The organism is Pseudomonas sp. 34 E 7 (genome assembly GCF_900005715.1).
GTDB lineage: Bacteria > Pseudomonadota > Gammaproteobacteria > Pseudomonadales > Pseudomonadaceae > Aquipseudomonas > Aquipseudomonas orientalis_A.
On sequence record NZ_CVTX01000149.1, the window covers coordinates 68,912 to 87,600 of the forward strand.

Sequence of the window (18,689 nt, forward strand, 5' to 3'; positions counted from 1 at the left end):
GGCGCCCTTTTTTGTGCGCGGCGGTTTGCCCCTTGACCCGCTTGCAGCTTGCAGCTTAAAACTTGCAGCTCACCCGAAGGGGGCTCCCATGATCACCAGCAAGCTGCCGAACGTCGGCACGACCATTTTCACCAGCATGTCGCAGTTGGCGGCCGACACCGGCGCAATCAACCTGTCCCAGGGTTTTCCCGACTTCAACGGCCCTCAGGATTTGCTCGACGCCGTGGGTCGGCACGTCGCCAGCGGCCATAACCAATACGCACCGATGAGCGGCTTGCCCGCGCTGCGTCAGCAGGTGGCGGCAAAAATCGCCCGCAGCTACGCTGTCAGCGTCGATGCCGACCGTGAAGTCACCATCACGCCCGGCGCCACCCAAGGCATTTTCTGCGCGATCCAGGCGGTCATCCGCAACGGCGACGAAGTGATCATCTTCGACCCTTGCTACGACAGCTACGCACCTTCGGTAGAGCTGGCCGGCGGGCGCTGCGTGCATCTGCAGTTGGGCTTGCAGGATTTCAGCCTGGATCTGGAGCGTATCAAGGCCGCGCTGTCGCCGCGCACGCGCATGATTGTGCTCAATACCCCGCACAACCCCAGTGGCGCGCTGGTCAGCCGTGCGGAACTGGACCAGTTGGCCGAGCTGATTCGCGGCCGTGATATCTATTTGCTCAGCGATGAAGTGTACGAACACCTGGTGTTCGACGATGTGCCCCACGTCAGCGTGCTCGCCCATGAGGAGCTGTACTCGCGTGCGTTTGTGGTCAGCTCGTTCGGCAAGACGTATCACGTCACGGGCTGGAAGACCGGCTATGTGGTTGCACCGCCGGCCCTCACTGCCGAGCTGCGCAAAGTGCATCAATACGTCAGCTTCTGTGGCGTGACGCCGTTGCAGTACGCGCTGGCCGATTTCATGGCTGAGCACCCGGAGCACGTGGATGCGCTGCCGGCGTTCTATCAAGCCAAGCGCGATCTGTTCTGCCAGTTGCTGGCGCCGTCGCGGTTCAGCTTCAGCCCATCGGCGGGGACTTACTTTCAATTGGTGGATTATTCCCGGATCCGCCCGGATCTGGATGATGTCGCCATGTCCGAATGGATGACGCGCGAACACGGCGTGGCGTCGATTCCGATCTCGGTGTTTTACCGCGACCCACCCCAAGGCCAGCGCCTGGTGCGCCTGTGCTTTGCTAAACGCGAGGAGACGCTGCAACAAGCGGCGGAAAAACTATGCGTGATTTGAGTGCCTTGCCGAATCTGAACATTGCCCTGATCCAGACCACCCTGGCCTGGCACGACCGCCAGGCCAATCTTGAGCATTTCGAGCTGCTGCTGGAGCAAGCCAACGGCGCCGACCTGATGGTATTGCCGGAGATGTTCACCACGGGTTTCTCCATGGAATCGGCCGCCCTGGCCGAGCGGGAAAACGGCCCGACTCAGCGCTGGCTTCAAACCCAAGCGGCGAAATACAACGCCGTGATCACCGGCAGCGTGATTATCCAGGCGGCCGACGGCAGCCACCGTAACCGCCTGCTCTGGGCGCGCCCCGACGGTGAAGTGTTGCATTACGATAAACGCCACCTGTTCCGCATGGCCGGCGAACACGACCACTACACGCCCGGCGAGCGCCAGGTGCAGTTCGAGTTGAAGGGCTGGCGTATCCGCCCGCTGATTTGCTACGACCTGCGCTTCCCGGTGTGGAGTCGCGATGCCCAGGACACCGACTTGCTGCTGTACACCGCCAACTGGCCGGGTGCGCGGCGCCAGCACTGGAACCGCTTGTTGCCGGCCCGGGCCATCGAGAATTTGTGTTATGTGGCGGCGGTGAATCGAGTCGGCACGGACGGCAAGGGCTTTGCCTACACCGGCGATAGCCAGGTGCTGGACTTCCAGGGCGAGACATTGCTGAGCGCGGGGGAGGCGGATGGGGTATTCCAGGTGATTCTGGATGCAGCGGAGTTGGCGGCGTATCGCACCAAATTCCCGGCGAATCTGGATGCCGATAGTTTTCAGTTTGTCTGACAGGCCGCTATCGGGGGCAAGCCCCCTCCCACATTTGAAGGTATTCACAAGTCAAAAAGTGGGAGGGGGCTTGCCCCCGATGAGGCCATCAGCAGCACCACCCTAACCCAAAGCAAAAAGGCCCCTGGATTCTTACCCAGGGGCCTTTTGCATGGCGCCGATAACGCTTACGCCGCCTTCGCTTCCTGCTGGCTCAACGAGCGGTTCAGCGCACTGAACAGCGCCTTGAAGCTTGCCGTGGTGATGTTTTCATCAATCCCCACGCCATGCACCGGACGCTCGCCGTTCACGCGCAGTTCGATGTAGGCCGCCGCCTTGGCGTTGGTGCCCGCGCCAATCGCGTGTTCGTTGTAATCCATGATCTCCACACCGATCGGCAAGCCGGCCACCAGTGCTTCCAATGCGCCGTTGCCTTTGCCTTTCCAGTGCAGGTTGGTTTCGCCCTGGCCCTTGCCGGAGACTTCCACTTCCACATAGCTGTTGCCGTTTTCTTCCTGCAGGCGGTGGCTGACCAGCGCATACGGAGTGTTGGCTTGCAGGTATTCACGCTGCAGCAACGCGTAGATCTGCGGTGCGGTCATCTCCAGGCCCACGCGGTCGGTCTCGGCCTGTACCACTTGGCTGAATTCGATCTGCATGCGGCGCGGCAAGCTGATGTCGTATTCCTGTTCCAGCAGGTAGGCGATGCCGCCCTTGCCCGACTGGCTGTTCACCCGGATCACTGCCTCGTAGCTGCGACCGATGTCGGCCGGGTCGATCGGCAGGTACGGCACTTCCCACAGTGCATCGTCTTTCTGCTGGGAGAAGCCCTTGCGGATCGCGTCCTGGTGCGAGCCGGAGAACGCGGTATGCACCAGGTCGCCGACATACGGATGACGCGGGTGCACCTGGATCTGGTTGCACTCCTCGACGACTTTGCGCACGCCGTCGATGTCGGAGAAGTCCAGTTGTGGGTCGAGGCCCTGGGTGTACATGTTCAGTGCCACGGTGACCAGGTCGACGTTACCGGTGCGCTCGCCGTTGCCGAACAGGCAGCCTTCGACACGGTCGGCGCCGGCCATCAGGCCCAGTTCGGTGGCGGCCACGCCGGTGCCACGGTCGTTGTGGGTGTGCAGGCTGATGATGACGCTGTCACGGCGGTTGATGTGGCGACCGAACCACTCGATCTGGTCGGCGTAGATATTCGGCGTGGCACATTCCACGGTGGCCGGCAGGTTGAGGATCATCTTGTGCTCGGGCGTCGGGTTCCACACCTCGATCACTGCGTCACAGACTTCCTTGGCAAACTCCAGCTCCGTGGCGCTGAAGGTTTCCGGCGAATATTCGAAGGTCCACTGGGTCTCGGGCTGCTGCGCGGCGTATTTGACGAACAGCTTGGCGGCGTTGACCGCGATGGCCTTGATGCCGTCCTTGTCCTGGTTGAACACAATGCGGCGGAACGACGGCGACGTGGCATTGTACAAATGCACGATGGCCTTTTTGGCGCCGCGCAGGGATTCGAAGGTGCGCGCGATCAAGTCTTCACGGCCCTGGGTCAGCACCTGGATGGTGGTGTCCTCGGGGATGTGGTTGTCTTCGATCAGGGTGCGCACGAAATCAAAATCGGTTTGCGATGCGGCCGGGAAGGAGGCTTCGATTTCCTTCACACCCACGGCAACCAGAGTCTTCCAGAAACGCAGCTTTTTCGCCGCGTCCATCGGTTCGATCAGCGACTGGTTGCCATCACGCAGGTCGGAGCTGCACCAGATCGGCGCGCTGGTGATGGTTTTCGACGGCCAGGTGCGGTCCGGGATATCGATGGTCGGGAACGCGCGGTACTTCGAAGACGGGTCTTTGAGCATGCTCATCGCAAAATCCTTTGTTGTAGGGCCGAGAAGAGGCGGCCTGCCGAATCACTATTATTGGGGACGACGCTTGGGCGAGACAGATCGATTCAGCCTGGCAGTCGTGCGCTGACGAGGCACAGACTGCGGTGCTGGCGGCGCTGAATGAGGGTGTGAGAGGTTTTCATAAGCCCAACCCTAACCGCCGGGGTGAAAGATGGCAAGCAGTCGAAAAAAATTGAGATAAGTTCTGCTATTTGCGTAGGAATAGCGATTTTATGGCTGGATAAACAACTATATCTGAATTTAATTGCGCGACCTTTATCGGGTGCGCAATCGAATGATCAGGGTTGGAAAGCGCCGATGAAGATCGCCGGGTCGACCCGCGCATCGTTCAGGCTGACGTTCCAGTGCATATGCGGCCCGGTTGCCCGGCCGGTCGAGCCGACCTTGCCCACGACCGCGCCGCGCGCCAGTTGGTCACCGACGTTCACGTCAATCTTCGACATATGGCAGAACATGCTGATAAAGCCCTGGCCATGGTCGACGAACACGGTGTTGCCGTTGAAGAAGTAGTTACCGGTCAGGATCACCTTGCCCGCCGCCGGCGTCTTGATCGGTGTGCCCGCGCCCACGGCAAAGTCCAGGCCCGAATGGGGATTGCGCTCCTCGCCATTGAAGAAACGTCTTACCCCGAACTTGCTCGACAGCGGCCCGTTGACCGGCTTGTCCAGCAGCAGGTTGCTCGGTGTGTTCGGGCTGAAACTGCGGTAGGCCTTGAGCTGCACGGCCAGTTCGCCCTCGATGCGCTTGAGTTGCGCCGGTTCCGGGTTGACCTGGCTCTTGTTCTTCAAGGTGATGCGTTGCTCGGGGTATTTCTTGAAGCCCACCACGAACGGCAGTTGGCGCCCGCCACTGGTGATGCGTTCGGTGCCCGGCTTGACCGTCAACGGGATACCCACAATCGCCAGCCAGGTGTTTTGTTCCTTCACCACCAGCACCGGTCTGTTCAGGTAGGTGGCCTTGGGTGCGGCCGCCGCCGTGCCCAGGTCCACGACAGCGACGCCACCGGGCACCGGCTTGTTCAGCAGGCGTGTGATGTAGCTGTCGGCGTGGGCATTGAAGGTCAGGCAAACGAGCATCAACAAGCTGAGAAAGCGTGGCATCGGTCAATCCAGTAGCGAAAGGGTGACGGGGGTCAGGTGGTTGTCTTCCACCCGCACCTGCAGTTGGCCTTCACCGAGGCGTGCGGTCAGGCGCTGGCCGGTGTGGGTTTGCGCGGCATTGCGAATCGCTTGGCCGCGCTCGTCGAGCAGGATGCTGTAGCCACGGCCCAGGGTGGCCAGCGGGCTGACCACGTGCAGCGTCTGCACCTGGCTTTGCAGTTGCAGGCGCCGTGCCTTGAGGCCTTCGCGCATGGCACGGGGCAGGCGCTCGGCGAGGCTGTCCAGGCGCTGGCGCAGCAAGGCCAGTTGACGCCCCGGATGTTGGCCGGCGAGGCGGGTTTCCAGGCGAATCAGGCGTTCGCGACGGGTATTGAGGCTGCGCTCGAACGCGCGGCGCAGGCGCATGTCCAGGTCATCCAGGCGCTGGGCCTGCTGGCGCAGGCGTTCGCCAGGGTGTCGCAGGCGTCGGGCCATGCCCTCCAGGCGCAGGCGATCATGGCGCAGGCGGTTGTGCATCAACAGCACCAGGCGGCGCTGCAGGTTTTCGACCTGGCGCACCAGGTGACTGGCGTCCGGTGCCAGCAGTTCAGCGGCAGCGGAGGGGGTAGGGGCGCGCACGTCCGCCACGAAGTCGCTGATCGATACATCGGTTTCATGGCCGACCGCGCTGACGATGGGCGTGACGCAGGCGTCCACCGCCCGGGCCACGGCTTCTTCGTTGAAGCACCAGAGGTCTTCCAGCGAGCCGCCGCCACGGGCCAGGATCAGCGCGTCGAAGCCGCGTGCGTCGGCCAGCTTCAGCGCACGCACAATCTGTGCGATGGCTTCGCGGCCCTGTACGGCGGTCGGGATCAAGGTCAATTCGATGTTCGGCGCGCGGCGGCGGAAAACGCTGATGATGTCGCGAATCACCGCGCCGGTTGGCGAACTGATGATGCCGATGCGCCGAGGATGCGCCGGCAAGGGCACCTTGCGCTCGGCACTGAACAGGCCTTCGGCGCTGAGCTTTTCCTTCAAGGCATCGAAGGCCAGTCGCAACGCGCCATCACCGGCAGGCTCCACGGTGTCGAGGATCAACTGGTAGTCGCCACGGCCCTCGAACAGCGAGACCTTGCCGCGCACCTTCACCGCCAGGCCGTCCTTCAACGCCTGGCGTACCCGCGCGGCGTTGTTGCGAAACAGCGCGCAACGCACCTGGGCGCCGCTGTCCTTGAGGGTGAAATACACGTGGCCCGAAGCCGGGCGGGCGAGGTTGGAGATCTCGCCTTCCACCCAGATATTGGTGAACACGTCTTCCAGCAACACCCGCGCGCGGCCGTTGAGCTGGCTGACAGTCAGGACTTCGCGGTCCAGGCCCAGTCGGGCAAAAGGATCTTTAATCATGGGCGGCAGTTTATAGGCATTCGTGCCAGGTTTGACAGAACTGCTCCACCCGCGTGCGTCTTCGTGCTGGCGCAATGCTCACGGATGACTAAAGTGTCGGCATTCTCTTTCAAGGAATTACCCATGAGTGCGGTTGAGCTGATGAGCCAGTGGTCGTTCGGCGCAGTTGAGTGGCTGGTGATCGGTCTCGGTATCGTTGTGGCCTATATCGTTTTCGGTATTGCCGGCTTTGGGACGGCGCTGGTGGCAGGGCCTGTGCTTATTCTGTTCATGCCGCTGTCGAAGATCATTCCGCTGTTGGTGTTGCTGGATTTTGTCGCCGCCTTTGGTGGCCTGCTGCAGACACGTCGGGATGTCAGCAAGCCGGAATTGCTGCGGCTGCTGCCGTGCATGGCCATCGGTTGCACCTTGGGTGTGGTGTTTTTGCTCAATCTGCATTCGGATCTTTTGCTGTTGTTGATGGGGCTGTTTATCAGTGCCTACGCGGTCTACAGCCTGGCAGTGAAGGCGCGGCCCACGCAGTTGGCGGCGGGTTGGTCGATTCCCATGGGCACGGTCGGCGGCTTGTTTGGCGCGCTGTTTGGCAGTGGCGGCTTTTTATATGCAATCTACCTGAACAGCCGTCTGTCCAAGGAGGCGGCGCGGGCCACGCAAAGTGCGTTGATCAGTTGCAGCACCGTGGTGCGCCTGAGCCTGTTTCTGATTGCCGGGGTGTATGCCGATTTGCCGCTGCTGCTGTTGGCGCTGTGCCTGTTGCCGGCGATGGCGCTGGGCTTGTGGTGCGGGCGCAGGCTGACGATGCGCATGTCCCGCGAGGCGTTTGTGCGGTTGGTGACGTGGTTGGTGCTGGCCAGTGGGATTGCGTTGATTGGACGGTATTTGAGTACTTGACCTGTGTGGGGCAGGGATTAAGCTGCCAGCCTTTAGAGCGCCATCGGGGGCAAGCCCCCTCCCACAGTTGGCTGTGTTCACAATTCAAAATGTGGGAGGGGAATTGCCCCCGATGGCGTCAGCAGCCACACCGCAGGACTCCCATGAATTCCCAAAGCATCCTTGTCCCGAAAATCTCCACCTTGCCCGTCCACGAACCCCGCGCCCGGGCAATCGTGCGCTGGCTGGTGCGCAAGAACATCATCAAGGAGGAACTGACCACCTGCGGGCGCACCGGCAACCGCATGGCCTACGCCCTGGCCGACGGCGCCCGCGCGGTGGTGCTGCACCCGCAAGCGCTGCCGTTCAACGAGCCGGTCAATGGCCTGGAAATCATCTACAAGCGCTGCATCTACACGCCGGCCAAGGGTTTTCTCGAAGAAGCCGGCTGCCCGGAGTGCCTGAAGGAAGTCGGCGAAGCGCTGTTCGAAAGCCTGGAAGACTGGATGCCCGGCCACACCGATAACTTCACCTGCCCGCTGTGTGGGCATGAAGACGACATCAATGGCTTTCTGTTTCTGCAGGAATGCGGGTTTTCCAACCTGGGATTTATTTTCAACAATTGGGCGGAGGCGGGGTTCAAGCAAAGCTTTATCGATGAGTTTGCCGATTGGCTGGATCAGAAGATCGCGTGGGTCAAGGTCGAGCTTTAACCCCGACCTGATCGTTCCCACGCTCCGCGTGGGAATGCATCCTGTGACGCTCCGCGTCACTATTAAAGGCGGGACGCAGAGCGTCCAGGGGCGGCATTCCCACGCAGAGCGTGGGAACGATCAGGGTGGCGAAATTTTTCCATCTATCACTATTCCCAAATATGTCAGAGTTTTACATTGAGACCTGAGGGGTGTCTGAGTATAATGGCGCGCTTCCATTTTCCCGCTCGGGAGCCCCCGCGATGCTGCGTATCAGCCAAGAAGCTCTGACATTCGACGACATTCTCCTAGTGCCCGGTTATTCCGAGGTGCTCCCTAACGAAGTCAGTCTCAAGACCCGCCTAACCCGTGGCATCGAGCTGAATATTCCCCTGGTTTCCGCTGCCATGGACACCGTCACCGAAGCCCGTCTGGCCATCGCCATGGCTCAGGAAGGCGGCATCGGCATCATCCACAAGAACATGACCATCGAGCAGCAAGCTGCCGAAGTGCGCAAGGTCAAGCGTTACGAAGCGGGTGTGGTGAAAGATCCCATCACCATCGAAGCCGACGCCACCGTACGTGATCTGTTCGAACTGACCCGCCTGCACAACATCTCCGGCGTTCCGGTGCTGCACGATGGCGACCTGGTCGGCATCGTCACTTCCCGTGACGTGCGTTTCGAGAACCGTCTTGAAGTCACCGTCCGCGAAGTGATGACGCCTAAAGAGCGCCTGGTCACGGTCAAGGAAGGCGCCGACAAGAACGATGTGCGCGAACTGCTGCACAAGCACCGCATCGAGCGCGTGCTGATCGTCGACGACAAATTCGCCCTCAAAGGCATGATGACCGTCAACGACATCGAAAAAGCCAAGGCTTACCCGCTGGCCAGCAAGGATGACCAGGGTCGTCTGCGCGTCGGCGCTGCGGTCGGCACCGGTAAAGACACCGGTGACCGCGTTTCGGCGCTGGTCGCCGCCGGTGTTGACGTGGTGGTGGTCGACACCGCTCACGGTCACTCCAAAGGCGTGATCGACCGCGTGCGCTGGGTCAAGCAGAACTTCCCTGACGTCCAGGTGATCGGCGGCAACATCGCCACCGGCGCTGCCGCCAAGGCCCTGGCCGAAGCGGGCGCTGACGCGGTCAAGGTCGGTATCGGCCCTGGCTCGATCTGCACCACGCGTATCGTTGCCGGTGTGGGCGTGCCGCAAATCAGCGCCATCGCCAACGTCGCCGCTGCCCTTGAAGGCACCGGCGTTCCGTTGATCGCCGACGGCGGCATCCGGTTCTCCGGTGACCTGTCCAAGGCCATCGTGGCCGGTGCTTCCTGCGTGATGATGGGCTCGATGTTTGCCGGTACTGAAGAAGCACCCGGCGAGATCGAACTGTTCCAGGGCCGCTCCTACAAGGCTTATCGCGGCATGGGTTCGCTGGGCGCCATGTCCCAGGCGCAAGGTTCTTCCGACCGTTACTTCCAGGACTCCTCGGCAGGCGCCGAGAAGCTCGTCCCGGAAGGCATCGAAGGCCGTGTGCCGTACAAAGGCACCCTGAGCGCGATCATCCATCAACTGATGGGCGGCCTGCGTTCCTCGATGGGCTACACCGGCAGCGCCGACATCGAAGAAATGCGCACCAAGCCAGAGTTCGTACGGATCACCGGCGCCGGCATGGCTGAATCCCATGTCCACGACGTGCAGATCACCAAGGAAGCGCCAAACTACCGCGTAGGTTGAGGCTTCCAGCAAAACGTTAAGTAACCGGGGCTGTTCTTTCAGCCCCGAGTTGTTTCTGATTCATTAGACGAGACTGACTTCATGGCCCTCGACATTCACGCCCACCGCATCCTGATCCTCGACTTCGGTTCCCAGTACACCCAACTGATCGCTCGCCGCGTGCGTGAAATCGGCGTGTACTGCGAACTGCACCCGTTCGACATGGATGACGAAGCGATCCGCGAATTCGCACCGAAAGGCGTCATCCTCGCCGGTGGCCCCGAGTCCGTGCACGAAGCCAACAGCCCGCGCTGCCCGCAAGCGGTCTTCGACCTGGGCGTACCGGTGTTCGGCATCTGCTACGGCATGCAGACCATGGCCGAGCAACTGGGCGGCAAGGTTGAAGGTTCCGAGCTGCGTGAATTCGGTTATGCGCGCGTCGACGTGGTCGGCAAGAGCCGCCTGCTGGACGGTATCGAAGACCACATCGACGCCGACGGCCTGTTCGGCCTCGACGTGTGGATGAGCCACGGTGACAAAGTCACCAAAATGCCGCAGGACTTCCACATCCTGGCCAGCACCCCGAGCTGCCCGATCGCCGGCATGTTCAGCGACGAGCGTCGTTACTACGGCGTGCAGTTTCACCCGGAAGTGACCCACACCAAGCAAGGCGGGCGCATCCTGTCGCGCTTCATCCTCGACATCTGCGAGTGTGAAGCCCTGTGGACCCCGTCGAAAATCGCTGAAGACGCCATCGCCAACGTCCGCGCTCAGGTTGGCACAGACAACGTGTTGCTCGGCCTGTCCGGCGGCGTCGACTCCTCCGTGGTCGCCGCGCTGCTGCACAAAGCCATCGGCGACCAGTTGACCTGCGTCTTCGTCGACAACGGCCTGCTGCGCCTGCACGAAGGCGAGCAGGTGATGGCCATGTTCGCCGAGAACATGGGCGTCAAGGTGATCCGCGCCAACGCCGAGGACCAGTTCCTCAACAACCTGGCCGGCGAGTCCGACCCGGAGAAGAAGCGCAAGATCATCGGCCGCACCTTCATCGACGTCTTCGATGCCCAGTCCAACAAACTGGACAACATCAAATACCTCGCCCAGGGCACCATCTACCCCGACGTGATCGAGTCGGCCGGCGCCAAGAGCGGCAAGGCCCACGTGATCAAGTCCCACCACAACGTGGGTGGCCTGCCTGAGGAAATGAACCTCAAGCTGGTCGAGCCGCTGCGCGAACTGTTCAAGGACGAAGTCCGCCGTCTGGGCCTGGAACTCGGCCTGCCGTACGACATGGTCTACCGCCACCCCTTCCCGGGCCCGGGCCTGGGCGTGCGCATCCTCGGCGAAGTGAAAAAGGAATACGCCGACCTGCTGCGCCGCGCCGACCACATCTTCATCGAAGAACTGCGCAAGGCCGATTGGTACCACAAGGTCAGCCAGGCGTTCGTGGTATTCCAGCCGGTCAAGTCTGTAGGCGTCGTAGGCGATGGTCGTCGTTACGCGTGGGTCGTTGCACTGCGTGCCGTAGAGACTATCGACTTCATGACGGCGCGTTGGGCACACCTGCCGTACGAACTGCTGGAAACGGTCAGCGGCCGTATCATCAATGAAATCGAAGGTATTTCGCGCGTTACTTACGACGTGTCGAGCAAGCCGCCGGCGACGATTGAGTGGGAATGATGGGACGTCCGGCATTGTCCGGCACGATCTAGCAAGAAATGCCCTGGAGCCCGCGTAATTGCGGGCTTTTGGCTTTTTGGGTCTGGCAAAATTGCGGCAGCTCTGCGCATCGCCAAATCCCTTGTGTCCTGTTGCCGATGGATTACCGGCGGCCTTCGCACACCGGTGATTCGCCGATGCGGCCTTCCTTGCACAGGTCAATGTTATCTGTGCGCTTGAAACCGGAGTCTTTCATGCAATAAAACTGCGTGAGTACCTCGTCAATAGGCGTCGTGTCCCCCGTCCCTGTAAGGTTGGTATAGCCGCATGCGGTCATGGCGTGCTTGACACCCTCTTGCGAGACCCCGCTTTTTTTCCAATTGGTAAATTCCGGCGGCGGCGGTTGAAAGCCTCTACCCGTGCAGCCGATCAATAATAACGCGCAAAAACTCAACAGCAGATTCCTGGTAACCATGTCGTCTTCCCTGATGGTATGACTCGCAAAGCATATGATACGCCGTCGTCTGACTCTTTCTAGAAAGGCCTGCACACGCCCTGGTCGTTATTCACTGTTTATCGCCGCCGGAATGCAGTCGTTTGTCCTCGTAATTATTTGAGGGCAGCGACATCTGCAGGGCTCACAGCCACTTTTATCAGGCGCTACGTTCCAAGCGGCATTCGCGTAGATGACTGTAAAGATTGCGCGACGCAGGCCGATATCGCTTTTGCGGCGACTCGCGTCCAGCAGGTTTGCTCCGGGTGCGTTATCTCACTTATTTCAGGTAGTGATCTGCAAAATGAAAATAAAAAACAAGCTCGTCCTGGCTTTTGTACTCGTCGCATTCATCCCCGTAAGTCTGGTGGCCGTGATCTCTGTACTCAATACCCGGTCCGAAGCGGTCAGCCAGTTCATGGATGGCAGCACCCGAGAAATACGCCAGATCGACGGTAATATCCGGCAGTTTTTTGATGGTACGCAGCAAAACGTCGATCAAATGGCTACAGACCCTTTCTACACATCGGTCGCCAGCCTAAAGCACTACGAGGCTGCTGATGCAGCCAGTCAGCCGCTGCCTGCGGCAGCCCGGCAAGTCATCGATGCGTTTGCCCGGTATGGCGCGACGCATCCGGCTGCGGCAATCCTGTCCATTGGCCTGGAAGACGGCAGTTACGCGAAATGGCCGGATGACCCTCAGTTGTCGAAATACGACCCGCGTACGCGCCCGTGGTACAAGGCCGCCATGGCCAGCCCCGGTAAAGCGGTAAGGACTGCGGCGTATTACTACGAAAAGGATGCGGTAGCGCTGGTTGGTAGCGCCAGGGCCATGCTCGATGAAGCAGGCAAGGCCAAGGGCGTGTTTGTGGTAAGCGTATCGCTGACCAACCTCACCGAACTGGTCAAAAGCATCAAGCTCGGCGAAAGCGGCTATGTGATGCTCATCGAAGACGGCACAGTACTGGTCGATCCGCGTGATGCCGGGCACAGCTTCAAGCAGCTCAAGGATCTGGGTGAGCCTTACGCCAAACTGGCCGCCACTGCGCAAGGTTCAACCGAAGTGGAAATCAACGGCGTCCGGTACATGGCAAACGTGTGGACATCGCCGGGTCTGGGCTGGCGTTACGTGGGGTTGATTGAGTACAGCGAAGTCATGGCCGAGGCCACACGCATGACCTACGTGACGGTTGCGATCGTGGTGGTGCTGGTGCTGCTTTTTGCACTGCTGGCGGCGGCTTTCGCCAAGGTTATCGTCAAGCCCATCGGCCAGGTCAGCACCGGGCTTCAGTCAATTGCTGAAGGTGAGGGCGACCTGCGCCGTGATCTTGATGTGCAGGGCAAAGACGAAACCGCCGAGCTGGCAGGCTGGTTCAACAAGTTTCTCGCCGCAATACGCCAGTTGATCCAGAGCATCGGCGCGGCATCGACCAACCTGCAGGATGCTTCGCGTGTGAACAGCGAAGTGGCCACTAACATGAACCAGGCGGCTGGACGCCAGCGTGAGGCGGTGGAGTTGGTGTCCACGGCGTTCAATGAAATGGTCGCCACTGCTAATGAAGTGGCGCGCTCGTGCAGCGCTGCGGCCAATTCCGCCGAGAGTGGTCATCATCGTGTCGCCGAAGGTAAAGAGCAGATTGAGTTGACCACCGACAACGTCAATCGCCTGGGGCGTCGCCTGACCGAATCTTCACAGTCCATGGTGGAGCTGGAGGAGGGTAGTCGCAGTATCAACCAGATTCTGGGCACCATCCGCGCCATCGCGGAGCAGACCAACTGGCTGGCACTGAACGCGGCAATCGAAGCGGCACGGGCCGGTGACCAGGGGCGAGGGTTTGCGGTGGTCGCGGATGAAGTTCGAGCGCTGGCCAAGCGTACCTCGGATTCCACTGGGGAAATCGATCAGTTGCTCAGCGCGCTCGGTAGCAAGACTCAAGAAGTGTCGCAGAAGATGGAAAGTTGCCTGGAGCTGTCACGCGCCAGCGTTTCCTCCATTGGAAACGCACGTGAAAGCTTTGAAGGCATCCAGCTGTCGGTGAATGAAATCCGGGATCAGAACCTGCAGATATCCGCCGCCGCCGAAGAGCAACATAGCGTGGCCGAAGACATCAACAAGCATATCCAGCAGATCTACGACGAGGCGCAACTGGTCGAGAGCCTCGCCAGTTCTGCGCAGGAAGACTCGGGTCGGCTTTCGCATCTGTCCAATGAGCTGAACGGGCTGGTAGGGCGCTTCAAGTCGTAAGTACGTGAGGGCGGGAGGCATGATGTGTTCAACGCAGATTATTCCTCCCAAGACTCGTTGAGTGGATAGTCTTTTGGGCGATGGATTAGCGACGGCCTTCGCACACCGGCGATTCGCCAATGCGGCCTAGCTTGCACAGGTCGAGATTATCCCTGCGCTTGAACCCTGCGTCCTTCATACAGTAGAACCGCGTCAGCACAACATCAATCGGCGAGGTGTCTCCTGCGCCATCAAGATTGGTATACCCGCAAGCACGCATGGCGTTGTCGACGCCCGATTGGGTTACCCCTTTTTTGTACCACTGCGTGTAGTCCCCGGGTGGCGGTTGAAAAGGGGTACAGCCCCCAACTACTACCAGAAGGCTTAGGCCCAACAACTGATTTCGCGTCAGCAACATCACATTCTCCATGTCCATGGGCGCCCCGGACTATGCCCGATTATCGGCGTCCGTCACACACCGCAGACTCATGGATGCGACCGAGCTTGCACATGTCCACGTTACCTTTGCCTGCGTCTTTCACTGATTGGCTTATTGTCGCTCGTCGCTTCACCCTATGCTCGGCCCCATATCAGCGCCGCAGAGCGTTAACGTTGCGAGGAAAAATACTGTGTAGTCGGTTTTATAAGGTTTTATTTGTCAGATTGATAATGGCGTGGGAATGATTGGGCGTCCGGAACTGACTAGCGTGCAGTACCAGATTCGCAGTAGCGCCGGAAGTCGTTTAACCAATGCCAGTCAGTAATCACTGACTGGCATTTTTGTTTTTGGATAGAAATCTGCGAAGCAAGAGCCGTCGTTTTCAATAACCGGTAGAAGCTGCCGCAGGTATTAAAGAAACTGCGATCGAATCAAATCCGTATCGAACGGTGTTACCCCTTGATCAGGCGCAAACATTGCCTGTGCCTGCTGAAGTGACGCCACTCGTTCTCCCCGTGCTCGAACATGTAAATCAAACAACGTCTCCAAATCCGGTCTTGGTGTATGTAGCAGGGCCTGCAACATCAACGATACTCCACTAAGGTTGTTCTGAACGTTGTTCCACCACGGAGATGAAGTTAGCCCCAGATCGGCCCAAATCATGCGTCGTTCCTGTATGTCCATCACGAATGGCAGGCAGATACTTGTGTCGGATGCGATATCGATACGGTCGAACACTGAGCGTGGCTCGAATACTTCACCCGAGGCCACATTGGCGCGGGCCATCCAGCCGGCGAAGCATTCTGGAAGATCGCAGTACGGCTGCTCGGTGAATGAATTGATAGACGTGACGACATAGCGGACACCCTTCTCGACGAGCACATCAAGGTCGAGGTCGATGAATTCCGAAGCCCCGTTGGGCGCGTCGACAATGTCGCCGCTGTGGTAGCCGCCGAGACCCTTCAGGTTGTAGTACGAGACCGTTTGTTTGAACACGAAGTTGGCGTCGAAAAATGCTGCGGACAAATCGATGTCCGTACGTTCAGTACCGTTCTTCCACCATAGGAACAGGCGAATGAAACCTGTGTCAGGCATAGGCAAGCGGCTGCCCCGCACCAGTGTACGTAGCGACTTCGAGGCGGCACGCTGCGCCAGCGGCACTCGGTATTCGCGCAGTGCTGGATCAATGTAACAGCGGCCCAGTGGCGGTAGCGACGCAAAACGCGTTACGAGAGCGTCCTCGCAGATTCTGGCTGCGCGAGCCAGCACGTCTGGAGCGACAGGTTCGCGTCGATCCTTGATGGCATAGATTCTGGCAAAGGACCCTTTCGGCGTAAAAGCCCGCAGGAGAAGGGGGCGCGGCGCACGCACCTGGGCGAGCAACTGCAGCAGGACAGGTGAGGACACTTGTGACGCAACCGTTTCGAACGCGTTGAGTACCGACTCTGGCTCCGTCGCGCGCCGCAGGGTCGCGTCCAGCCGTCGCGCGAACTCACCAGGACGGCTCTGTAATATCGGCATCAGCGTGGCGGTGTGACGCTGGACAAGCAATGTTTCGACACGTGATCCAAATGAGGCTGGCGCTTCATTGCGACGTGCTGCCGTGATGGCGGCCAGCGCCCGTGGATACTTATCGGCGTAATCGCCGGGATGCAGTACTTCAGCCAGACGTTTCCATCGCTCGGGATGTCGCATCACATCTTCTATAGCGTTAGGTATGCGGTCGAGCAGGCGCAACAGCAGGCGGCGCGTGGAGCGCTTCATCGCTGTGAAACGTGTCGAAGCCGTGGCCAGTGATACGTCCCCTCCATTCAGCGCAATCGTGAGTCGTAGCACGTCAGTTGCCGTTTCGACGTTTCGCTCCAGGAATGCGTCCACCCGCGCATCGCCGACGACATGGAGGATAAGTGCGGCGCCAACCTGTGCACGGTTCTCCCTGAACGGAACGGCTTCAGGCAAGAGACGGAACACATCGCTTTTGTACTCTCGGATAAACCAGACAACATCGGCAGTTTCTTCTTCTGAAAGCGAGGTGCGCGATGAAACCAGCGGCTCGAGCAGTGACTCGAACTCAGCGACGCTTCCCGGTTCGATAACGCGGGATATGAAGTTCCCCTCAAGCAACGCAGGTCGAGCGTGTTCAGTCTGTGGCAAGCGCCAAAGCGTGAGGTAGTGGATGACGGCGTTAAGGTACAACTCCGCATCTGAGGCTGTTAGAACCTGCTCTGGAAAGTCAGGATAAAACGGCCTGTGATGGACATGGGCGCCCATTTCCCGACGAAGCACTTTGACGATTTCGTACAACCAGTGCTTGAGTTCCGTCGCCGACAACAGACCGATTTGCTCAATCAGAAGCTCTGACAGTACGCATCGAAACGCCGCGACTTCCCTTACAGCCAACGCGACCTGAGCACGCGTGGCGCCGCCAGTGCCCATCGGGACGTGAACTTTGCTGCGGCGACGCAGGAACAGACCCTGATTCATGCTTGATTTCTCCCTTGGCCGCCGTCATGGACGAGTTGCAGGGTTGTTCTGCAACTGATGTAAAAACGCCTGCAAGTAGCAGGCGCGGTGTGGAGAGCGGAACCCCTAGGTCATAGAAGGTTGGAAGGAAGGTGTTCCATAGCCACGGAGGCATTCTACGTAAGGTTGTATCTGTTTGGCAGGTCGCTGGGTATCTCAACGGTAACAAGCTGCTTCGCCAGAAGAACAGGGGCTAGGCGACAAGTCGCTGTCTACTTGCCATACGAGTGGCGAAATGATTGATCAAGTTTCCTTTAAAACCGGACGATCGTTCCCGCAAATCCCGCACCTTTGTGCGAGCTTTCTAACCCCACCCGCGCCCCCAATTCGTAGCTCTCGAACTCAGAGAGAGTGAAACCGGCAAACGCACGACGTTCCAATCAGTGCCCGAACGTATCCCGTGCGGCTGACACACCTGGCCACGGGGAAATCAGTTCACCCGCATGCCTTAAGACTATCTGACTGATTCAACTACGTTTTTAGCGAAACCTGCGCTGAAAATAACCTGTTACGTACCGTTAATTAACCGTTAACCAACTTATCTTGGGCATTAAGTCATGGGCAGTATCCATATAGCCCGGTGCAACAGAAAATCCGACCGGGTCTGCACGGAGAGTAAAGACAAAGCGAGGCTATCCATGGCCTCAAAACAATAACAAAAGAATAAATGGCGAGGTACTTACGATGACGATGCATGACATTTGGGAATCAATTGTCGCGTTCTATGAACCGACTCTGGAAATAATGAGCTTGTGGGCCTGGGGTCTTCCTCTGTTCGTCTCAGTGCTTGCGGTGATGTTCATCATCTCGCAAAAGTGGCAGAGCCCCCTGACCATCCGCTCTCTGGCCAATGCAGCCTTTCCCAAGGAGCAATACGACAACCCCTCATCTCGCGTGGATATGTGGAACGGTATCATCCTGTTGATGCTCGGTTTTCCCCTGGTAGGCGTCTTCGCCGTCAATGGCATCGCCATTGCTGACAATGTCGGCGCTTATATCACTGCTGAGTTCGGCGTCCGAGCCCCGTTGATGACGTCAACCTGGCTGATCATCTCCGTTCAGTTTCTGACCTATTTCCTCAGTGTCGACTTCGTCGGGTATTGGATACATCGCTGGTGCCATACCAACGCACTGATGTGGCATCTTCACAAACCTCACCATACCGCCGAGACACTGACGCCCTGGACGTTATTTCGCCAGCACCCCATCGAGTTCTTTGGCCTCAATATCATCCCGGCGGTGGTCGGCGGGGCCTTCACCGGTCTGGTGCTTTATGCGACGGGCAGCCAAATCCACCCAGGCATGGTGGTTGCCGTCACCACAATGGCCTACATCTGCTTCTTTGTTATCGATGTGTTTTCTCACGTCCATCTGCCGATCTCCTACGGGTGGATGAACCGCATCGTTTTGGCGCCTGTCATGCACAACCTTCACCACAGTATGGAACCCCATCACTGGGACAAGAACAATGCAGTCGTACTGACACTCTGGGACTGGATGTTCGGAACACTCTACTTGCCCAAGAAGGGCGAAAGCTGGCGTTGGGGGTGTAACGACGAAGAGTACGGTGCCAACAATCCCCACAATACCCTGAAGGGCTTCTATATCGATCCTTTCAAAACCCTCTGGCGTCACGTGAAGGACGGACAAAGCCCGAATCCGTGATGGGTTCGGAGCACTCGGGAAGCA

At 59.2% G+C, this 18,689-nt stretch carries 15 protein-coding genes and 1 pseudogene; 9 read left to right on the forward strand and 7 right to left on the reverse strand.

Annotated features, from left to right (window positions below):
* Positions 1–88 precede the first annotated feature (88 nt).
* Complete coding sequence (locus tag BFP96_RS16860) at positions 89–1,237, forward strand: pyridoxal phosphate-dependent aminotransferase (RefSeq protein ID WP_065936627.1); 1,149 nt, start codon at positions 89–91, stop codon at positions 1,235–1,237.
* Positions 1,225–2,016, forward strand: a complete 792-nt coding sequence (locus BFP96_RS16865; RefSeq protein WP_065891512.1) for an amidohydrolase — start codon at positions 1,225–1,227, stop codon at positions 2,014–2,016. Before BFP96_RS16860 ends, BFP96_RS16865 begins: the two co-directional genes overlap by 13 nt.
* A gap of 167 nt (positions 2,017–2,183) precedes the next feature.
* Here BFP96_RS16865 and leuA read toward each other — a convergent pair whose 3' ends face one another.
* From leuA to xseA, 3 genes are all read right to left on the reverse strand, one after another.
* Complete coding sequence (gene leuA / locus BFP96_RS16870) at positions 2,184–3,863, reverse strand: 2-isopropylmalate synthase (protein WP_065891513.1); 1,680 nt, start codon at positions 3,861–3,863, stop codon at positions 2,184–2,186.
* A gap of 320 nt (positions 3,864–4,183) precedes the next feature.
* Positions 4,184–5,005, reverse strand: a complete 822-nt coding sequence (locus BFP96_RS16875) for a M23 family metallopeptidase (protein ID WP_065891514.1) — start codon at positions 5,003–5,005, stop codon at positions 4,184–4,186.
* 3 nt (positions 5,006–5,008) lie between these two features.
* Positions 5,009–6,388 (reverse strand): exodeoxyribonuclease VII large subunit, encoded by a 1,380-nt coding sequence (gene xseA, locus BFP96_RS16880; RefSeq protein WP_065891542.1) that lies wholly within the window; start codon positions 6,386–6,388, stop codon positions 5,009–5,011.
* Between the two features lie 123 nt (positions 6,389–6,511).
* On the opposite strand from xseA, the gene BFP96_RS16885 reads away from it, so the two are divergent.
* The 4 genes from BFP96_RS16885 to guaA all read left to right on the forward strand — a co-directional run bounded on the left by BFP96_RS16885 (position 6,512) and on the right by guaA (position 11,342).
* Complete coding sequence (locus BFP96_RS16885; protein WP_065936628.1) at positions 6,512–7,279, forward strand: sulfite exporter TauE/SafE family protein; 768 nt, start codon at positions 6,512–6,514, stop codon at positions 7,277–7,279.
* Positions 7,280–7,422: 143 nt separating this feature from the next.
* Positions 7,423–7,971: a sugar ABC transporter ATPase gene (locus BFP96_RS16890; protein WP_065891516.1), complete on the forward strand. Its 549-nt coding sequence runs from the start codon at positions 7,423–7,425 to the stop codon at positions 7,969–7,971.
* Between the two features lie 242 nt (positions 7,972–8,213).
* Positions 8,214–9,683 carry an IMP dehydrogenase gene (guaB, locus tag BFP96_RS16895; protein ID WP_015885726.1) on the forward strand — a complete coding sequence of 490 codons (1,470 nt, stop codon included), beginning with the start codon at positions 8,214–8,216 and terminating at the stop codon, positions 9,681–9,683.
* Positions 9,684–9,764: 81 nt separating this feature from the next.
* The gene (gene guaA, locus BFP96_RS16900) at positions 9,765–11,342 is read left to right on the forward strand and encodes a glutamine-hydrolyzing GMP synthase (RefSeq protein WP_065887494.1); all 1,578 of its coding nucleotides are present in this window, start codon (positions 9,765–9,767) and stop codon (positions 11,340–11,342) included.
* 142 nt (positions 11,343–11,484) lie between these two features.
* Here the strand turns inward: guaA and BFP96_RS16905 are convergent, their stop codons facing one another.
* Positions 11,485–11,796, reverse strand: coding sequence for a hypothetical protein (locus tag BFP96_RS16905; protein WP_065891518.1), 312 nt, complete (start codon positions 11,794–11,796; stop codon positions 11,485–11,487).
* 298 nt (positions 11,797–12,094) lie between these two features.
* Positions 12,095–12,316: a hypothetical protein gene (locus BFP96_RS31345; protein WP_237140444.1), complete on the reverse strand. Its 222-nt coding sequence runs from the start codon at positions 12,314–12,316 to the stop codon at positions 12,095–12,097.
* Here BFP96_RS31345 and BFP96_RS31805 point away from each other — a divergent pair.
* Positions 12,317–13,204 (forward strand): annotated as a pseudogene (locus BFP96_RS31805) (cache domain-containing protein); the annotation flags it as partial.
* A gap of 87 nt (positions 13,205–13,291) precedes the next feature.
* Positions 13,292–14,059, forward strand: a complete 768-nt coding sequence (locus tag BFP96_RS31810) for a methyl-accepting chemotaxis protein (RefSeq protein ID WP_371914771.1) — start codon at positions 13,292–13,294, stop codon at positions 14,057–14,059.
* Between the two features lie 85 nt (positions 14,060–14,144).
* Here BFP96_RS31810 and BFP96_RS16915 read toward each other — a convergent pair whose 3' ends face one another.
* A complete protein-coding gene (locus tag BFP96_RS16915; protein ID WP_371914772.1) occupies positions 14,145–14,468 on the reverse strand; it encodes a hypothetical protein in 324 nt (107 codons plus the stop codon).
* Positions 14,469–14,888: 420 nt separating this feature from the next.
* Positions 14,889–16,961, reverse strand: coding sequence for a TerD family protein (locus tag BFP96_RS16920; RefSeq protein WP_065936630.1), 2,073 nt, complete (start codon positions 16,959–16,961; stop codon positions 14,889–14,891).
* 723 nt (positions 16,962–17,684) lie between these two features.
* On the opposite strand from BFP96_RS16920, the gene BFP96_RS16925 reads away from it, so the two are divergent.
* Positions 17,685–18,665: a sterol desaturase family protein gene (locus BFP96_RS16925; protein ID WP_139113415.1), complete on the forward strand. Its 981-nt coding sequence runs from the start codon at positions 17,685–17,687 to the stop codon at positions 18,663–18,665.
* Positions 18,666–18,689: the final 24 nt, after the last annotated feature.